Here is a 16,718-nt window from a genome sequence, read left to right as displayed (position 1 = left end):
AATATTTTATAATGTAAGTGGTTACATTCAAGGGGAATGCGTATGTTTTCAGTTCAACCAATCGCATTTGTACATAATGAAAGAAAGGAAATAAAAGATGATGAGTGGGGAGAAGTAAGATCCTGCATTACTTTAAATGAAATGTATACTGAGGAAAGTATACAAGGCATTGAAGATTTTTCTCACATTGAAGTTGTTTTTTATTTTCATAAAGTAACGGATGAACAAATTCAATATTTTGCTAGACATCCTAGAAATAATAATGATTATCCTAAAGTAGGCATTTTTGCACAGCGCGGTAAAAATCGTCCGAATCGCATAGGTGTGACAATTGTAAAAGTAATAAAAAAGGAAGCTAAATCAATTATTGTTGAGGGATTAGATGCTATTGATGGCACTCCTATATTGGATATAAAGCCAATAATGAAAGAGTTTATGCCGAAAGAAGAAATACAACAGCCTAAATGGGCAACAGATATAATGAGCCAGTATTGGAAGGGGAATGGAGTAATATGAGAATATATGAGGCAACAATTGCAGATTTAGATGGACTAGCATCAGTTTTTAATAATTATCGCATGTTTTATAGACAAGATTCAGATATAGAAGGAGCAAAAGTATTTTTACGAAATCGAATTGAGAGAAAAGAATCCGTTATTTTCGTGGCTGTTGAAGACGGCGAATATATTGGTTTCACGCAACTATATCCATCATTTTCTTCCATTTCAATGAAAGAATTATGGATTTTAAATGATTTATTTGTACAAGCGGCTAAGCGTGGAGCTGGTACAGGTAAAAAATTATTAGAAGCTGCAAAGGAATTTGCATTAGAAAATGGCGCAAAAGGTGTAAAATTACAAACAGAGATTGATAATTTATCAGCACAGCGATTATACGCTGAAAATGGTTATTTGAGAGATAATCGTTATTTCCATTATGAATTAACTTTTTAAAAAAATTAAGATTAAATGAGACGTTTTCAAGTAAAAGAATTTCTTTGTAAAGAGAAATTCTTTTTATTTTTGCCGAAATTAAAAGAATGTGTCGATAATAACGAAACGAAAAGCAATATTTATTTATTGTTAAACGATAAAATTTATGGTAAAATCATGTTGTCATTGAATAAGTGAGGTATTGTAAATGAATCTTAAACGAAGTTCAACCACTTTCTTAAAAGTAATTATTTTTCTGGCTGGAATTGCAGTGCTTGCTTTATGCACATTTTTAGTGCCTAAAATGGCGAATTTTGCAGCAAATTTGTATCCAAATATTGCTCCGATGAAATATCTCGTTTTCATTGTGATGTATGGAGCGGCTGTACCTTTTTATGTTGCTCTTTATCAGGCTTTCAATCTTTTACAGTACATTGACGAGAACACAGCGTTCTCGGAATTATCTGTAAAGGCGTTAAAGAATATAAAGGGCTGTGCAATTACAATCAGTGGTTTGTATGTATTAGGTTTGCCACTTTTTCATTTTATAGCGAAAAAAATTGCCCCCCCTATTGGGTTAGTGGGACTCATCATCATTTTTGCTTCGCTCGTTATCGCCGTTTTTGCTGCTATCCTCCAACGGCTGCTACAAGAAGCGATTAACATAAAATCAGAAAATGATTTGACGGTCTGAGGTGGCGGATATGACAATTATTATTAATATTGACGTCATGTTAGCAAAACGAAAGATGAGTGTAACGGAGCTTTCGGAGAAGGTTGGAATTACTATGGCGAATCTTTCTATTCTGAAAAATGGGAAAGCAAAAGCTGTTCGTTTTTCAACATTAGAAGCGATTTGTAAGGCTTTGGATTGTCAGCCAGGTGATATTTTGGAGTATAAAAGTGACGAAGATACGCCATAGAATCAGAAAAAATCTATTTAACGGGAAATATAAGGGATAGCCACTAAGCTATCCCTTATTTGCGTTTATTGATGTTATTGACCCAGATAATTCCTCTGAGAATTGCATTGATAGTAGTGATGAAAAATATGATGTGATTTGCAATGTTTGCACTTCAAAAGGGAACAGGGAACCCTTTACGTTTTGAGGTAATCTCTTTTTTGTTTTTGGCAGATAACTATCTGTCAAAAAGGCTATTTTAACTATGCTTTAAATTGTGTCGAGTGAATCAAAATTTTCAATACATATTGCTATTTTTTTATTTTACAGAGTGAAACGTCTCTTATAAATTGTATTATAGTTGATTTAATATCCAGTTTGTTGCATCTTCAAAGTTTTCTGCAATGTAGTTTGGTTCGATATGTGCCCACTTGTCTCGGTACGTATGTAAAGCATCGTATCCAGCTCCCGTTCGTACTAAAATTGTTGTCGCCTTTACTTTTGCTCCTGCAACAATATCAGTCCAGCGATCACCAACTACAGCGCATTGTGTTAAATCTAGTCCGTGCTTTTTCGCTGCTTGCAATAGCATACCTGTACTAGGTTTACGACACTCACAACCATCACCGTGCTTATGAGGACATACGTAAATATCATCAAAACCGAAACTTTCTAATTCTTGTACAAAATCATTTACGGTTGCTATTCCATCTGCAATACCTGGCTGATTTGTAAATGAGAAAATTTTTATATTTTGAGCTTTTAGTTTTTGCAAGGCTGCTTTTGTAAAAGGAAATAATGTAAAAGAGCCTGGATAATGTATTGTAGTGTCACCACCGATTGTACCGTCACGATCAATGAAAATTGCTTCAATGTTTGTCATAGTTATAACCCCTTCAATTCCAATAAAATGTAATCAAACATTAAATATTCTGTTAAAAAACGTTTTTTTCCTGCCATGAAAATAAATATTTTATAATGATATATAGATAGTTGTATGTTATTCTTTTCCTTGATTGTATTGAAAATGGAAAGAAGGGGAATGTATGTTAAAAGTAAATATCTGCTCTGCTGGATATGAAATAGGTGAAAAAACAATTCATGATATTGCTTTTTCCATCGAAAAAGGTGAACTAGTTGCTCTTATTGGTGCGAATGGTGCCGGGAAAAGTACGACGATTAAAACGATGCTCGGTTTACTTGTAAATATGAATGGTGAAATATCATTTGGCGAAAAGAAAAATCCGTATGCATACGTGCCAGAACATCCAACTTATTATGATTATTTAACGCTTTGGGAGCATATTGAATTATTAATGGCAGCTCGTGGAAGTGAAATTGGAAGCTGGGAAGAACGGGCAGAACAATTATTACATACATTTCGAATGGATAAGCATAAGCATGAGTATTTATCAAAGTTTTCAAAAGGTATGAAACAAAAATCGATGCTCATATTGGCGTTTTTAACTGAACCAGATTTTTATATAATTGACGAACCTTTTATCGGTTTAGATCCAGTAGCTACAAAAGAATTTTTAAGTTATCTATATAAAGAAAAAGAACGTGGGGCAGGGATTCTACTCTGTACGCACGTATTAGATACCGCTGAAAGAATTTGTGAAAGATTTTTGCTTATTTCACAAGGAACATTAGTAGCGGATGGAAACCTACACACGATTCAAACATTAGCTGAAATGCCGGAGAGTCCATTATTAGACTGCTTTGATGCAATTGTAAGGCGTGAACAGCATGATTAAACAACAGTTTTATAAAAGATTGCGCCATGAACTTGAGCGGAAATGGAAGTCTATACGTTCAGTAACGGATTGGACAGTTGCGTTATATATTATTATTCCAGCATTTATATTTATGGGAATCTATTATCGGTCACTATGGATAAATGAATTATCAATGGAAGAGACGATTTACTTCGGATTAGGTTTACTCATATTTTATCTTGTAACATATTCGAGAGGAGTTCGCTCATTTTTTGAACAAGCAGATAGTTTATTTTTAATTTCGTATCCAGCTCATATGCAAAAATTAGTTCAGTATGGCATGATTTACACATTTGTTCGAATAGCGATAACGAATGTAATAGTAGTCGTTATTATGTTACCAGTGTTGATGAAAAGCATCAAAGTAACAGAGATACAAATCGTAGTATTTTGGGTATTCTTTACTGTATTTCGATTTTTGTTGTCGTTGTTGACGAGATTTATTCATGTACGTGTTGGGAAACGATGGGTTTTATGGATTGTAAAAAATGTAATATTTTCTATAAGCGTATCCTTTTTGGGAGTTAGTTTATTTTTTATTTATAAAAATCCATTTTATTCAATTCTATGTATCAGTCTAGCAATTTCTTTAATTATTGTATTAGTAAAAGAGAAGATGAATTATAAAAATCACTTTTATAAAGAAGTCGAAAAAGAAAAAGAAGAAAGTATGCGCTGGACGAGCGGGATTATGCAAGTTGGTGGTCATGCTGCTAAGCCGAGTAGTTCGAATAAAAAACCGTGGATGTTTCCACGTTCTAAAAGGTTTTTAGGGAAGAAAGCCGATTCTCGTATTGTTGAATCTTTTTTGAAAGAATTTTTCCGTACAAGTAGTACACGAATGTTTTATGTTCAAATTGTATGTATAAGCACGGTAAGTATTATTATGAGTCCGAGGTGGATTGCAGCTATTATTCTCGTATTCGCTTTATTTGCAATTTCTCGCTATGCACGTGATTATTGGAATGAGTTTACGCAAAAAATGTTTCTTCATTTATATTGTGAAGAAGGGAAGTTACTTTTGTTAAGATGGAAGGCGGATCGTTATTTACTACTTCCAGCAATACTTTTGTATGGAATCGTTATACTTTCTTATTTTTATTTATTGCCAGCTGTAATCACCGGGATTGTTTTTATATTATTGATTGGTTGGATTGTATTTTTACCATAGAAAAAGAGCCTAAAAATGGCTCTTTTTCTAGTCTGTAACACATTGATAAATAAAATATACTAGAACGAGTATGCTTGCGGCAGAATACATGACATCTAAAGTCATCTGGTCGCCTCCTCATTGTTGTTATTTATAGTGTATGAAATCTTACAATTTCATATTCAAGTGAAAAATGTGTGAACGTTAACAAAATTGTAAAGTGCAAAAATTACAATCATTTTGTATAATAGAAGAAACAACCGTTATATAAAATATAATGAGTGAAAGGGGAGGGAACATAAATGCCAAATTGGTTTAGAAAAACCTTAGTTGCATTAATTACCGTACTTACATTTGGTTTAGTGACGCCTCCTTCCATATTGCTTGATAATGCCAAAGCTGCGGACAAGCCTACGAGCACAGCTAGGCAACAAAATTTGGAGAGTACGTCCTATACATATGAAGAAACGAATGACAGGTTAACCACCGATACTTTTATTACTTATGCAATGCAAGAAGCAGAGAAGCAGTCGATGCAAAAGTTTGGTACTAAAATTGGTCCAGTAATTGAAGATGAGTTTAAAGATGTAATATTACCGAAAATTGAAGAGGCAATTGCTGAACTGGCAAATGATGTACCAGAGGAGTCGTTACAATCATTAGCGATTTCTCAAAGACCAGCCGGTGGAAATAATGAAAAGATTTTTCACGTTTATGATACGAAATCAGGAAATGATTTACTTCGATTTCATGTAAGACGAGATCATCCACCGCAAGATGGTTATTATTTTAATTTCCATTATCATCGTTTTGATGATGGATACAATGGGCATCATGAATTAGGAAATATTTATTGGAATACGAATGTACCGCCAAAATGGCTGTCTTAAAAAGAACAAGAAAAAATCTTGTTCTTTTTTGTTTGTAAAAGGGTAAGACAACTATGTTGTTGAATAACATATGTTTAGAAAAAAGAAGAAAAGGGAGTATGGGGATGCAAAAATATATTGTTTTTGATTTTGACGGCACATTAGTAGATTCACAAAATATATTTGTTCCGATTTATAATCAACTTGCTGAAAAGCATGGCTATAAGACAGTTAGTGAAGAAGAAATTGAGCCTTTACGGAAATTGACTATGTCTGAGAGGTGTAAAAAGCTTGATGTACCACTTTATAAGCTTCCTATTTTAGCGTTAGAGTTTTATAAATTATATCAACCTGCTATAAAAGGACTTGTTTTATTTCATGGAATGAAGGATGTATTAGATGAATTACATAAAAAAGGATACGGAATTGCAGTCATATCATCGAACTCAGAAGAGCATATTCGGGCATTTTTACACAATAATGGTATCGAAAATATTCAAGAAGTGTATTGTTCTAAAAATTTGTTCGGTAAAGATAAAATGATAAAAAGATTTTTAAAATCGAAAAAAATAACAGAGCAAGATATGTTATACGTCGGTGATGAACAGCGAGATGTAGCAGCGTGTAAAAAGGCCGGTGTGAACGTAATTTGGGTATCTTGGGGATATGATGTCATTGAAACAGTAAAAAAAGATGCACCAGATTATATGGTTCATACACCAATGGAAATTGTGCAAGTCGTACAGGGGGCACATTCTTAGTATGAGTACACTTTGAGAAGGTATTCATCATATTGAATTTTGGGTAAAGGATTTAGAGGAATCCATTTCTTTTTATGATATTTTGTTTTCAATAATTGGATGGAGAAAGTTAAACGAAGTAGCATATAGTACGGGAGAAAATGAAATTTATTTTAAAGAAATAGAGGAGGAGATTGTAAATGCTTTAGGACCAAGACATATTTGTTATCAAGCTATTCATAGAGGTGTAGTTGATGAAGTAGCAGAGTTTCTTTTTAGTACGAAAGTGAAAGTAATACGTGGTCCGATTGAAATGAATCATTATTCAGATGGATACTATACAATCGACTTTTACGATCCAAATGGATTTATTGTAGAAGTAGCGTATACGCCGAATACAGAAATGTAAGGGGACAATATATGAAGACAATTACAGGGTGGAAAAACAATATACAAATAGTAAAAGATGCAGTAAATGTTGAAGAAATCGCGAAAGGTTTCTCTCCTGATAAAAAATACATTATTACGACTACTGATGATAAAAAATATTTGCTACGAACAGGTGATATAAAAGAGTATGAAAGAAAGAAAATAGAGTTTCAAATTTTATATGAAATGAAAAATCGTAGTGTGCAAGCACAAAAGCCAATTGAAATCGGTTTGTTGGAAGAGGAAGGTTTATGTTATAGTATTTTTTCCTATTTAGAAGGAGAAGATGCGAAGAAACTGTTGCCTACATATACGTCAAAAGAACAATATGAGATTGGTATAGAAGCAGGAAAAGATTTAGCCAAAATGCATACATATGAAGCTCCTAATGATATCCTTCCGTGGTATGGAAGAGCAATGAAAAAACATCGGAAATATTTAGAGGCATATAAAACATGTGGAATAAAAATAAAAAATGATGATAAAATCATAAAGTTTATAGATGAAAATGAAATGTATTTACAAAACCGCCCAAATCGTTTTCAACACGATGATTTTCATTTAGAGAATATAATTGTACGTGATGCGAAATATGTAGGTGTTGTTGATTTTAATGGCTATGATTGGGGCGACCCACTTCATGATTTCGTAAAAATTGCACTATTTGCAAGGGATATTAGTATCCCGTATTCCATCGGACAAATTACGGGATATTATAACGGGAAAATACCGGAGGAGTTTTGGCGATTATATGCGGTATACGTTGGCATGACAGTTTTCTCATCAGTTGTCTGGTGCTTACGAGCAGCGCCGCATATGTTAGATGATATGTTAGAACGCCTAACTATTGTTTTAGAGGACCATAAAAACTTTGAGTTATCGAAGCCAATTTGGTTTGATAGTGAAATGATAAATGAAAAATAGGTGTGTTTTCTCACACCTACTTTTTGATTACTATTAAATGAACTATTTAACTTTCATAAATGCAAGTGGCTGTGTACTTAACATAGCAGGTACATGTAACTGAAGGGATGGGAATTCACCACTTACATTCATTTCATAAGCAAATAATAGATTCATTTTCATTTGGAACAAGTCAACTGGTGCGGAGAAAATGTCGTAGTGATGATGCTGTAATGGAATTTCCATCTCCATAAATTGTACATATAACGAATCCTCTCGTTTATATACTTGTAATGCTCCATAAGCAGGATGTTCAAAAGTACCGGTGTAGTCCTCTAATTTGTGAGAAGGTGTAGTCCCATTTATTGCTTCAGGAAGTGATTCCAATGTCTCCTTCATCATTTCTTTCATTTTTTCACTATCTTCTACAGCACGTTCATGCCAATTTATATATTCAAGTCCGAGAAGTTCGTCGTATATATGTTTTGTAATATAGGTAGGGAGTAAAGTTTGTCCAGAATTTGTTAGCACGATAATTCCGATATTTTCATTTGGTATGAATGACGCAAGTGCAGAAAATCCATCAATATTACCACCGTGATGAATAAGTTTATAACCGCGGTAAGCGCTAATAAACCAACCTAGTCCGTAGCTATTTACTGGTGACTCACTTGTTGATAATATCGGCTGATCCGGGATTGGTGTATGCGGTGTATACATTTCTTGGAGTAGTTCAGTAGAAATCAAATCATGATTTTCTATTTTTCCTTCGTTTAAATGAAGCAGGACCCATTTTGCCATATCTTCAATTGTAGAGTTAATACATCCGGCAGCTCCAACTGTATCGATATTTCAGAATGGGATCTCTTTTATTTCACCATGATCATCAGTGTAAGGTAATGCGTAATCATCTGTATTTTGTGAATCTGTAACAGAGAAGTTTGTTTGCCCCATATTTAAAGGCTCTAAAATATGTTCTGTAACGTATTGTTCCCATGTTTGATTCGTAATGTTTTCCACAATATAACTAATTGTTGCATACATTAAGTTGTTATATAGAAATGCTGTGCGGAACGGTGCATCAAGTGATAAATGTTTTATTTTTTCTACTATATCTTTTCGAGATAAGGAAGAACTGTACCAAAGGGCATCATGACGACTTACTCCAGTGCGGTGGGAAGCTAAATCACGCCCTGTAACCTGTGAACTAGCTAGTATTTCAGATAAAGAGAAGGTAGGTATATAAGACTGGACAGGGGTATCCCAATTAAACTTTTTTTGCTGTGCTAACAAGCTTAATGAAAGTGTGCCAAAAGCTTTCGTTGAGGAACCGATTGCGAACCGAGTACTTGGTGTAACAGGCTCTTTTGTCTCTATATTACGATAGCCGAAACCTTCTGAAATAATAACTTTACCATCTTTTATAACAGCTACAGCAGTACCAGGAACTTTTAAGTCTTTCATCATTTTTTCGACTGTTGTTTGTAAAGAAGTCATAACAGGAGTTTCAATTTTAGACATACTTCTAACCTCCAAATATAAATTTTGTTCTACCGCACTATACTTTCGGTAATAGAAAATGAAACCCTTTTTAAATCTGGAAAGTTAATAAATTTGTAAGAAACATTGAAAGAATTTTTATTAATTTGGATTATTAAATTCGATCTTTTTCATGTTATGATAAATTGCATATACGATTGAAAGAAGGTTTTCCTACATATGAAACATGCTGAATATGAATACTTAAATTTATGCCGTCATGTAATGGAGCACGGTACGAAGAAAGAAGATCGTACGGGGACAGGTACTGTATCTGTATTTGGATACCAAATGCGTTTCGATCTTAGTAAAGGATTTCCTTTATTAACGACAAAGAGAGTCCCATTTCGCCTTGTAGCAAGTGAACTGCTTTGGTTTATGAAAGGTGATACAAATATTCGTTATTTATTGCAACATAATAATAATATTTGGAATGAATGGGCGTTTAAGAGCTGGATAGAAAGCGATGAGTATACTGGCCCTGATATGACAGATTTCGGTCTTCGCTCACAACAAGATGAGGAATTTAAAGTGCAATACGATGAACAAATGGAATTGTTTAAAAAGAACGTTTTAGAAGACGATGAGTTCTCAATGAAATTTGGATATTTAGGAGACGTATACGGAAAACAATGGCGTGCTTGGAAAACGACAGCTGGTGAAACGCTTGATCAGCTAAAAGATGTAATTGAAATGATTAAGAAAACGCCAGATTCACGTCGCTTAATTGTTTCAGCTTGGAATCCTGAAGATGTACCAAGTATGGCTTTACCACCTTGCCATACACTATTCCAATTTTATGTAGCAGATGGAAAGCTTTCTTGTCAGCTATATCAAAGAAGTGGTGATATTTTCCTTGGAATACCATTTAACATTGCCAGCTATTCATTATTAACGCATTTAATTGCACATGAATGTGGTCTTGAAGTAGGAGAATTTGTTCATACAATTGGTGATGCACACATTTATACAAATCATTTTGAACAAGTAGAAAAGCAATTGGCACGTGAACCACGTCCATTCCCGAAACTTACATTAAATCCAGATGTAAAATCTGTGTTTGATTTTGAAATGGAAGATTTAACTATTGAAGGATATGATCCGCACCCAGCAATTAAAGCACCGGTTGCAGTGTAATTGTAGAGGAGATGAAAAGATGATTGTTTCATTTATGGTCGCAATGGACGAGAATAGAGTAATTGGTAAAGATAATAACTTACCTTGGCGTTTACCGAGTGAATTACAATACGTGAAGAAAACGACGATGGGCCACCCGCTTATTATGGGAAGAAAGAACTATGAAGCGATTGGTAGACCGTTGCCTGGAAGACGTAATATTATTGTAACTCGTAATGAAGGGTATCATGTTGAAGGTTGTGAAGTTGCTCATTCTGTAGAAGAAGTATTCGAACTATGTAAAAATGAAAAAGAGATTTTTATTTTTGGTGGAGCGCAAATTTATGATCTCTTTTTACCTTATGTAGACAAGTTATATATAACAAAAATCCATTATGCATTTGAAGGAGATACATTCTTCCCAGAAATGGATATGACAAATTGGAAAGAGATTTTTGTAGAGAAAGGCTTAACAGATGAAAAAAATCCGTATACGTATTATTACCATGTATATGAGAAAAAACAATAATAAAAAAGATTGATGTGAGAATTCACATCAATCTTTTTATTTGTATTCATTAATATAAGTTTATAGATGAGATTTGATAGTGCTATAATAAAAGATAGCATGTAAAATATGCTAAAATTATTAGAGGTATGCAAAATTGAAAGAGGAGGAGAATCGAGTGAAAAAAATATGGGGGATTCTTTTTCTTTGTCTAACATTCATGTTAGTTGGATGTGGTAAAGAAGAAAAACCACAAGAAGTATTTGATACATATGCAAAAGCATGGAATGAACAAAAATTTGCTGATATGTATGATCAATTATCAGAAAATGCAAAAAAAGATATTTCTAAGAAAGAGTTTACGGAGAAATATGAAAGAATCTATTCTGGTATCGAAGTGAAAAACTTAAAAATAGAAACCGGAGAAGTAAAAAAAGATAAGAAAGATGAAGGCCCTGTTCCTTTTAAGGTAAGCATGGATACAGTTGGTGGTAAAATCACTTTTGGACATGAAGCAAAAATGGTGAAAGAGAAAGATGGAGATAAAGAATCTTGGAAAATAGATTGGACTCCTGATTTCATTTTCCCTGGCATGACGAAAGATAGTAAAGTGCGTATGCAAACGACGCAACCGAAACGTGGAGAAATTTACGATCGTAACGGAAAAGGTCTTGCGACGAATGGGAAAGCTTCTGAAATTGGAATCGTTCCAGAAAAATTAGGCGATACTGCTCCACAAACGAAAGAAACAGTAGCGAAGTTGTTAAATATGTCTGTAGAAGAAATTGATCAAAAACTAGCTGCTAAATGGGTAAAACCAAATTATCTCGTACCAATTGGAATTTTGCCTGAAGGGGCAACGCAAAATACATACATCGATTTACCAGGCGTTTCAACAAAACCTGTAAATGTTCGTACATATCCGTTAGGGGAAGCTGCAGCTCATTTAACTGGTTATATCGGAAAGGTAAATGCTGAAGATTTAAAAACGCTACAAAAGAAAGGCTATCAAGCTGATGAGCCAGTTGGTAAGGCTGGATTAGAGCAAGTGTTGGAAGAAAAGCTGCGTGGTAAAAAAGGTGGCCGTGTCTTCATGGAAGATGCGCAAGGAAAAGAAATAAAAAATTTAGCGAAAACAGATGCTGTTGATGGAGAAAATGTAACTTTAACCATTGATAGTGCTACTCAAGAAAAAATTTATAATGAGATGAAAGGAGAGGCTGGATCTAGTGCTGCAATTAATCCGAAAAGCGGAGAAACGATTGCTCTTGTAAGTAGTCCGGCTTATGATCCTAATTTAATTGCACGAGGAACATCAAAAGCACAACGTGAAGTTTGGAATAATGATCCGAAAAAACCTATGACGAATCGATTCACACAATTATCGGTACCAGGTTCTGTATTTAAGCCAATTACAGCTGCAATCGGTCTTGAAACGAAAACGATTGATCCAAAAGAAGAATTGAAAATTGAAGGATTGAAATGGACGAAGGATTCTTCTTGGGGTAATTATTATGTAACACGAGTGAAAGATGCAAATCCAATTGATTTTGATAAGGCAATGAAATACTCGGATAATATTTACTTCGCACAAGAAGCTTTGAAAATTGGAAAAGACAAATTTATGAGTGAAGCGAAAAAGTTCGGATTCGATGAGAAATTACCAATTGAATATGGATTCCCTGCTTCTAAAATTGCAAATGATGGCATTAAAAATGATATTCAAATGGCAGATACAGGATATGGACAAGGAGAAGTGTTAATGACTCCTCTTCATTTAGCATTAACATATGCGCCAATTGTTAATGATGGAAATATACCTTCGCCATACATTATCAAAACGGATAAACAACCAAAAGTTTGGAAAGAGAATGTCATTTCAAAAGGAAATCAGGATATATTAAAAAATGCTTTGACTAAAGTAATTAATGATCCAGATGGTACTGGGAAAATTGCTAAAATTGATGGTATGACTCTTGCTGGAAAAACAGGTACAGCAGAATTAAAAGTATCCAAAGAGGCCGAAGGGAAAGAACTAGGCTGGTTCGCTGCATTTGATTTAAATGCACCTGATATGGTCATTACAATGATGATTGAAGATGTAAAAGGTAGGGGCGGAAGTAATATTCCTGCTGAAAAAGTGAAACATGTTTTTCAAAAATAGAAATTGATAAAAACTACCTCCATAAAATATGGAGGTAGTTTTTTATTTGGTTAAAATCTTAATGTTTATATACGAAGGTAAAATGAAACTACATAACTTATTAACTTACGAAAAAAAAGTAGCTATTTTTTATTGACATCGAGTATAACTTTTTGTATTATACTTACATAAGGTAAGTTATTTACTTGTGAATTATAAATCTTGAATTAAAGATAAATTGCAATAAGGGAGAGAATACAATGACAAAAGTACTATTTATTACAGCAAATCCAAATTCAGCAGAAGGTTCTTTCGGAATGGCAGTAGGAGAAGCTTTCATCGAATCGTATAAAAATGAGCATCCACAAGACGAAGTAGTAACAATTGATCTATTCAATACTACTGTACCAGCAATCGATGCAGATGTATTTGCTGCTTGGGGTAAATTCGCGGCAGGTGAAGGCTTTGAAACTTTAACTGAAGTGCAACAGCAAAAAGTTGCAGCAATGAACACAAACTTAGAAACATTTATGCATGCAGATCGTTATGTATTCGTAACTCCAATGTGGAACTTTAGCTATCCACCAGTAGTAAAAGCATACTTAGATAACGTAGCGATCGCAGGTAAAACTTTCAAATATACTGAAAACGGTCCAGTTGGCTTATTAGAAGGTAAGAAAGCACTTCACATTCAAGCTACGGGCGGCGTTTATTCTGAAGGAGCATACGCAGCTGTAGATTTCGGTCGCAATCACTTAAAAACAGTATTAGGGTTCATCGGTGTAAATGATACTGAATATATTGCGGTTGAAGGTATGAATGCAAACCCTGAAAAAGCACAAGAAATTAAAGAAGTAGCAATTGTTAATGCGCGTGAATTAGCAAAACGTTTCTAATATAGAATACTTAAAAAATGTCCAAGCACTTGTTGTTTGGACATTTTTTCTTCTTTTTCCTTCGTTTGTCTAGTATAATGAAGGTCGGAATGATAATAGGTGGGGGTTCTGTATGATTCAAACGTTTTTTAAAATCTTTTATTTAATTTTAATCGTAATTGCGATTACACCGAGAATGTGGCGTCTTAAAAAACAAGTAAGTACGATGTCACCGCAAGAAAAAGATAGTGTTGTGTATAAAACAACAAACTGGTTTGGTAAGAAAATGGTACGTGTAGCTGGAGGGGCAGTAGAAGTAAAAGGACTTGAAAATGTCCCGAAAGACAAGCCAGTACTCGTTGTAAGTAATCATCAAAGTAATATGGATATTCCTGTTTTACTAGGTTACTTAAATAAGCCAATTGGATTTGTTTCAAAGGCAGAGATTAAGAAGTTTCCAGTTGTACCAACTTGGATGGAACTTATGAATTGTGTATTTATGGATCGTAATGATCGTCGTCAATCTCTTAAAGCAATTAAAGATGGAATCGAGTTATTAAAGAACGGACATTCTATCGTAATTTTTCCAGAAGGAACGAGAAGTAAGGGCGGCGAAATAGGAGAGTTTAAAGCTGGTAGTTTTCACCTTGCAGTAAAATCTGGTGTAGCAATCTTACCTGTAACGTTAGATGGTACATATAAAATGTTTGAAGCGAATGGAAATCGTATGAAACCAGCGCATGCAATCGTAACAATTTCTAAGCCGATTACACCTGAAGAGTATGCAAATATGGATATTAAAGAATTAACGAAGCATACACAGGATGTTATCGCATCACAATTACATAAGTAGTAAAAAAGGTTTCAGCTTACATAAAGCTGAAACCTTTTTTATTACGCTGCAGGCAAGACATAAAAGAGTACGCAGAAGAACATCATTGCACTACCACCTAAAACGAAAAGATGCCAAATGGCATGATTGAAAGGAAGCTTTTCCCAAAGAAAGAAGATAGCCCCGACAGAATATAAAATACCGCCTGCTAACAGTAGTGAAAAACCGTGTCCAGTTAAATTTTCGTAAAGTGGTTTAATGGCAACAATTATAAGCCAACCCATAATGATATAACATATAGTGGATGCTTTTATAAAGCGACGTACAAAGAAAATTTTGAAGACAATACCTCCGATTGCAAGTGTCCATATAATAGCTAGTAACGTCCAGCCTAATGTTCCGCGTAGTGTAATAAGTAGAAAGGGAGTATACGTGCCAGCGATTAATAAATAAATGGCTGAGTGATCTAATATAGTAAATAATTTTTCTACCCTTGGATGGTGAATGCTATGTAACAATGTTGAAAACAAGTACAGTAAAAACATGCTTACACCATAAACCGTAAATGCAAATACAGCAGATGCGGTACCATGCTTTGAAGCATGAATAATCAATATGATTAAGGCAGGGATGCTTAAAATGGCACCGATACCATGTGTAATTGCATTTGCAATTTCTTCTTTCACAAATTGGGTCATTCGTGTCATTTTTTTAGTCATAATGCAAATCCTTTCTACTATTATAAAATAATATGTCGTTTCTTTTACCATATCATACACAAGGGCAATAGAAAATGAAATTTGTATAATTGATTATATTTTTGAATTTTTTTGACAAAAGACGATGGATTTGTTGACGTTTTCAAACTTTTTTGACAAAATAAAATTATGTAATAGTAGGACAAGGAATCTACTAAAAAAGGGGATGGGGAAATGTTTTCAAATATTGGCTTTCCAGGGTTAATTTTAATTTTAGTAGCTGTACTCATTTTATTTGGCCCTAAAAAATTGCCAGAAATCGGGAAGGCTTTAGGGGAAACGTTAAAAGAATTTAAAAAATCAACGAAAGAATTGACAGATGACGCATTTGAAGAGAAGGAAAAGAAGGAAAAAATGTGATGAATGTTCCTTGTAATGGATAAATAAAGTGTGGTGAACGAGATGGAAGATCGAGAAATGAGCGTAGTAGAACATATTGTTGAGCTTCGTAAACGAGTAATTTATACAGTTGTATCCTTTGTGATATTTTTAATTATTGGTTTTGCTTTTACGAAGGACATTTATTTTTGGTTAGTAAAAGATTTACCAATGAAATTAACTGTTCTCGGTCCAAGTGATGTATTGTGGATTTTTTTCTCAATTGCTACAGTGTTTGCTATTGTGTGTACAATTCCTTTTGCTGCTATACAAATTTGGTTATTTGTAAAACCAGGTTTACATCCAAATGAACAAAAGATGACGGTGATGTATATACCTGTATTGTCCATATTATTTATCGCAGGTTTATGTTTTGGATATTTCATTGTCATGCCGTTTCTATTTCATTTTTTAACTACGATAGGTAATGAAATGTTTAATACGATGTTTACTACAGAAAAATATTTTCATTTTGTACTTAATTTAACAGTGCCATTTGCTGTGATTTTTGAATTACCTGTAGTGGTGATGTTTTTAACGAGTATCGGACTTTTAACAGCAGAATTTCTTGTGAAAATAAGAAGATATGCTTATGTAGCTTTGATTATAATCGCATCGTGTATATCACCACCTGATTTTTTATCACATAGTTTAGTAGCGGTACCGCTTATTTGTATTTATGAAATTAGTATCGCTTTATCAAAAATTGTTAGTAAGCGAAAAAAGAAAAGAGAAGAAGAAATACATTCAAAAAGTGCCTCGTTATAAAGGCACTTTTTTTATTTAGTTGTTATACTATAGCTATAAACGTATACAATATAAAGAAGAAAAAAATTATAGAATCTCCAAAATTTAGACAAACTTTG

19 protein-coding genes and 1 pseudogene are annotated in these 16,718 nt (G+C 33.8%); 17 read left to right on the top strand and 3 right to left on the bottom strand.

What is annotated here, in order from left to right; all coding sequences use genetic code 11:
• Positions 1-42 precede the first annotated feature (42 nt).
• From COC96_RS01745 to COC96_RS01730, 4 genes are all read left to right on the top strand, one after another.
• Positions 43-516 carry an SAM-dependent methyltransferase gene (locus COC96_RS01745; protein ID WP_098768159.1) on the top strand — a complete coding sequence of 158 codons (474 nt, stop codon included), beginning with the start codon at positions 43-45 and terminating at the stop codon, positions 514-516.
• The gene (locus COC96_RS01740; RefSeq protein ID WP_098214717.1) at positions 513-953 is read left to right on the top strand and encodes a GNAT family N-acetyltransferase; all 441 of its coding nucleotides are present in this window, start codon (positions 513-515) and stop codon (positions 951-953) included. The genes COC96_RS01745 and COC96_RS01740 overlap by 4 nt, the downstream gene beginning before the upstream one ends.
• Positions 954-1,140: 187 nt before the next feature.
• Positions 1,141-1,626: a DUF2975 domain-containing protein gene (locus COC96_RS01735; RefSeq protein WP_098768158.1), complete on the top strand. Its 486-nt coding sequence runs from the start codon at positions 1,141-1,143 to the stop codon at positions 1,624-1,626.
• 10 nt (positions 1,627-1,636) lie between these two features.
• Positions 1,637-1,855 carry a helix-turn-helix domain-containing protein gene (locus COC96_RS01730; protein ID WP_097905160.1) on the top strand — a complete coding sequence of 73 codons (219 nt, stop codon included), beginning with the start codon at positions 1,637-1,639 and terminating at the stop codon, positions 1,853-1,855.
• A 334-nt stretch (positions 1,856-2,189) separates the two neighbouring features.
• Here the strand turns inward: COC96_RS01730 and COC96_RS01725 are convergent, their stop codons facing one another.
• Positions 2,190-2,717, bottom strand: a complete 528-nt coding sequence (locus COC96_RS01725; RefSeq protein WP_098266665.1) for an HAD-IIIA family hydrolase — start codon at positions 2,715-2,717, stop codon at positions 2,190-2,192.
• Positions 2,718-2,880: 163 nt separating this feature from the next.
• On the opposite strand from COC96_RS01725, the gene COC96_RS01720 reads away from it, so the two are divergent.
• The 6 genes from COC96_RS01720 (at position 2,881) to COC96_RS01695 (ending at position 7,724) form a co-directional block, all read left to right on the top strand.
• Positions 2,881-3,591, top strand: a complete 711-nt coding sequence (locus COC96_RS01720; RefSeq protein WP_098266666.1) for an ABC transporter ATP-binding protein — start codon at positions 2,881-2,883, stop codon at positions 3,589-3,591.
• Positions 3,584-4,783 (top strand): ABC transporter permease, encoded by a 1,200-nt coding sequence (locus COC96_RS01715; RefSeq protein WP_098266667.1) that lies wholly within the window; start codon positions 3,584-3,586, stop codon positions 4,781-4,783. The genes COC96_RS01720 and COC96_RS01715 overlap by 8 nt, the downstream gene beginning before the upstream one ends.
• Before the next feature lie 281 nt (positions 4,784-5,064).
• Positions 5,065-5,652 (top strand): YpjP family protein, encoded by a 588-nt coding sequence (locus tag COC96_RS01710; protein ID WP_088230390.1) that lies wholly within the window; start codon positions 5,065-5,067, stop codon positions 5,650-5,652.
• Between the two features lie 104 nt (positions 5,653-5,756).
• On the top strand, positions 5,757-6,392 hold the full coding sequence (locus tag COC96_RS01705; RefSeq protein ID WP_180234944.1) for an HAD family hydrolase: 636 nt from the start codon (positions 5,757-5,759) through the stop codon (positions 6,390-6,392).
• A 22-nt stretch (positions 6,393-6,414) separates the two neighbouring features.
• A complete protein-coding gene (locus COC96_RS01700) occupies positions 6,415-6,780 on the top strand; it encodes a VOC family protein (RefSeq protein ID WP_142339941.1) in 366 nt (121 codons plus the stop codon).
• A gap of 11 nt (positions 6,781-6,791) precedes the next feature.
• Positions 6,792-7,724, top strand: a complete 933-nt coding sequence (locus COC96_RS01695) for an aminoglycoside phosphotransferase family protein (protein WP_098266669.1) — start codon at positions 6,792-6,794, stop codon at positions 7,722-7,724.
• A 42-nt stretch (positions 7,725-7,766) separates the two neighbouring features.
• On the opposite strand, the pseudogene COC96_RS01690 reads toward COC96_RS01695, so the two are convergent.
• Positions 7,767-9,224: pseudogene (locus COC96_RS01690) on the bottom strand (serine hydrolase).
• A 198-nt stretch (positions 9,225-9,422) separates the two neighbouring features.
• On the opposite strand from COC96_RS01690, the gene COC96_RS01685 reads away from it, so the two are divergent.
• The 5 genes from COC96_RS01685 (at position 9,423) to COC96_RS01665 (ending at position 14,737) form a co-directional block, all read left to right on the top strand.
• Complete coding sequence (locus COC96_RS01685; protein WP_098768156.1) at positions 9,423-10,379, top strand: thymidylate synthase; 957 nt, start codon at positions 9,423-9,425, stop codon at positions 10,377-10,379.
• 19 nt (positions 10,380-10,398) lie between these two features.
• Entirely contained in the window at positions 10,399-10,887 is a 489-nt protein-coding gene (locus COC96_RS01680) for a dihydrofolate reductase (protein ID WP_098266672.1), read from the top strand.
• A 157-nt stretch (positions 10,888-11,044) separates the two neighbouring features.
• A complete protein-coding gene (gene pbpC / locus COC96_RS01675; protein WP_098266673.1) occupies positions 11,045-13,030 on the top strand; it encodes a penicillin-binding protein 3 in 1,986 nt (661 codons plus the stop codon).
• Between the two features lie 239 nt (positions 13,031-13,269).
• Positions 13,270-13,905, top strand: a complete 636-nt coding sequence (locus tag COC96_RS01670) for an FMN-dependent NADH-azoreductase (RefSeq protein ID WP_098768155.1) — start codon at positions 13,270-13,272, stop codon at positions 13,903-13,905.
• Positions 13,906-14,017: 112 nt separating this feature from the next.
• The gene (locus COC96_RS01665; RefSeq protein WP_098266675.1) at positions 14,018-14,737 is read left to right on the top strand and encodes a lysophospholipid acyltransferase family protein; all 720 of its coding nucleotides are present in this window, start codon (positions 14,018-14,020) and stop codon (positions 14,735-14,737) included.
• 41 nt (positions 14,738-14,778) lie between these two features.
• Here COC96_RS01665 and trhA read toward each other — a convergent pair whose 3' ends face one another.
• On the bottom strand, positions 14,779-15,435 hold the full coding sequence (gene trhA, locus COC96_RS01660) for a PAQR family membrane homeostasis protein TrhA (RefSeq protein WP_098266676.1): 657 nt from the start codon (positions 15,433-15,435) through the stop codon (positions 14,779-14,781).
• A 213-nt stretch (positions 15,436-15,648) separates the two neighbouring features.
• On the opposite strand from trhA, the gene COC96_RS01655 reads away from it, so the two are divergent.
• On the top strand, positions 15,649-15,834 hold the full coding sequence (locus COC96_RS01655) for a twin-arginine translocase TatA/TatE family subunit (RefSeq protein WP_000492440.1): 186 nt from the start codon (positions 15,649-15,651) through the stop codon (positions 15,832-15,834).
• Between the two features lie 42 nt (positions 15,835-15,876).
• Complete coding sequence (gene tatC / locus COC96_RS01650; protein ID WP_098266677.1) at positions 15,877-16,620, top strand: twin-arginine translocase subunit TatC; 744 nt, start codon at positions 15,877-15,879, stop codon at positions 16,618-16,620.
• Positions 16,621-16,718 lie beyond the last annotated feature (98 nt).

Origin of the sequence: Bacillus cereus, assembly GCF_002577405.1 — a bacterium.
In the GTDB taxonomy this organism is placed as follows: domain Bacteria; phylum Bacillota; class Bacilli; order Bacillales; family Bacillaceae_G; genus Bacillus_A; species Bacillus_A cereus_AU.
This window is presented reverse-complemented; position numbering and strand designations above follow the sequence as displayed.

Bases quoted from the DNA above. Each gene is read 5' to 3' on its own strand.
- COC96_RS01745 (WP_098768159.1), top strand. From the start codon at position 43: ATGTTTTCAGTTCAACCAATCGCATTTGTACATAATGAAAGAAAGGAA.
- COC96_RS01740 (WP_098214717.1), top strand. From the start codon at position 513: ATGAGAATATATGAGGCAACAATTGCAGATTTAGATGGACTAGCATCA.
- COC96_RS01735 (WP_098768158.1), top strand. From the start codon at position 1,141: ATGAATCTTAAACGAAGTTCAACCACTTTCTTAAAAGTAATTATTTTT.
- COC96_RS01730 (WP_097905160.1), top strand. From the start codon at position 1,637: ATGACAATTATTATTAATATTGACGTCATGTTAGCAAAACGAAAGATG.
- COC96_RS01725 (WP_098266665.1), bottom strand. From the start codon at position 2,717: ATGACAAACATTGAAGCAATTTTCATTGATCGTGACGGTACAATCGGT.
- COC96_RS01720 (WP_098266666.1), top strand. From the start codon at position 2,881: ATGTTAAAAGTAAATATCTGCTCTGCTGGATATGAAATAGGTGAAAAA.
- COC96_RS01715 (WP_098266667.1), top strand. From the start codon at position 3,584: ATGATTAAACAACAGTTTTATAAAAGATTGCGCCATGAACTTGAGCGG.
- COC96_RS01710 (WP_088230390.1), top strand. From the start codon at position 5,065: ATGCCAAATTGGTTTAGAAAAACCTTAGTTGCATTAATTACCGTACTT.
- COC96_RS01705 (WP_180234944.1), top strand. From the start codon at position 5,757: ATGCAAAAATATATTGTTTTTGATTTTGACGGCACATTAGTAGATTCA.
- COC96_RS01695 (WP_098266669.1), top strand. From the start codon at position 6,792: ATGAAGACAATTACAGGGTGGAAAAACAATATACAAATAGTAAAAGAT.
- COC96_RS01685 (WP_098768156.1), top strand. From the start codon at position 9,423: ATGAAACATGCTGAATATGAATACTTAAATTTATGCCGTCATGTAATG.
- COC96_RS01680 (WP_098266672.1), top strand. From the start codon at position 10,399: ATGATTGTTTCATTTATGGTCGCAATGGACGAGAATAGAGTAATTGGT.
- COC96_RS01670 (WP_098768155.1), top strand. From the start codon at position 13,270: ATGACAAAAGTACTATTTATTACAGCAAATCCAAATTCAGCAGAAGGT.
- COC96_RS01665 (WP_098266675.1), top strand. From the start codon at position 14,018: ATGATTCAAACGTTTTTTAAAATCTTTTATTTAATTTTAATCGTAATT.
- trhA (WP_098266676.1), bottom strand. From the start codon at position 15,435: ATGACTAAAAAAATGACACGAATGACCCAATTTGTGAAAGAAGAAATT.
- COC96_RS01655 (WP_000492440.1), top strand. From the start codon at position 15,649: ATGTTTTCAAATATTGGCTTTCCAGGGTTAATTTTAATTTTAGTAGCT.
- tatC (WP_098266677.1), top strand. From the start codon at position 15,877: ATGGAAGATCGAGAAATGAGCGTAGTAGAACATATTGTTGAGCTTCGT.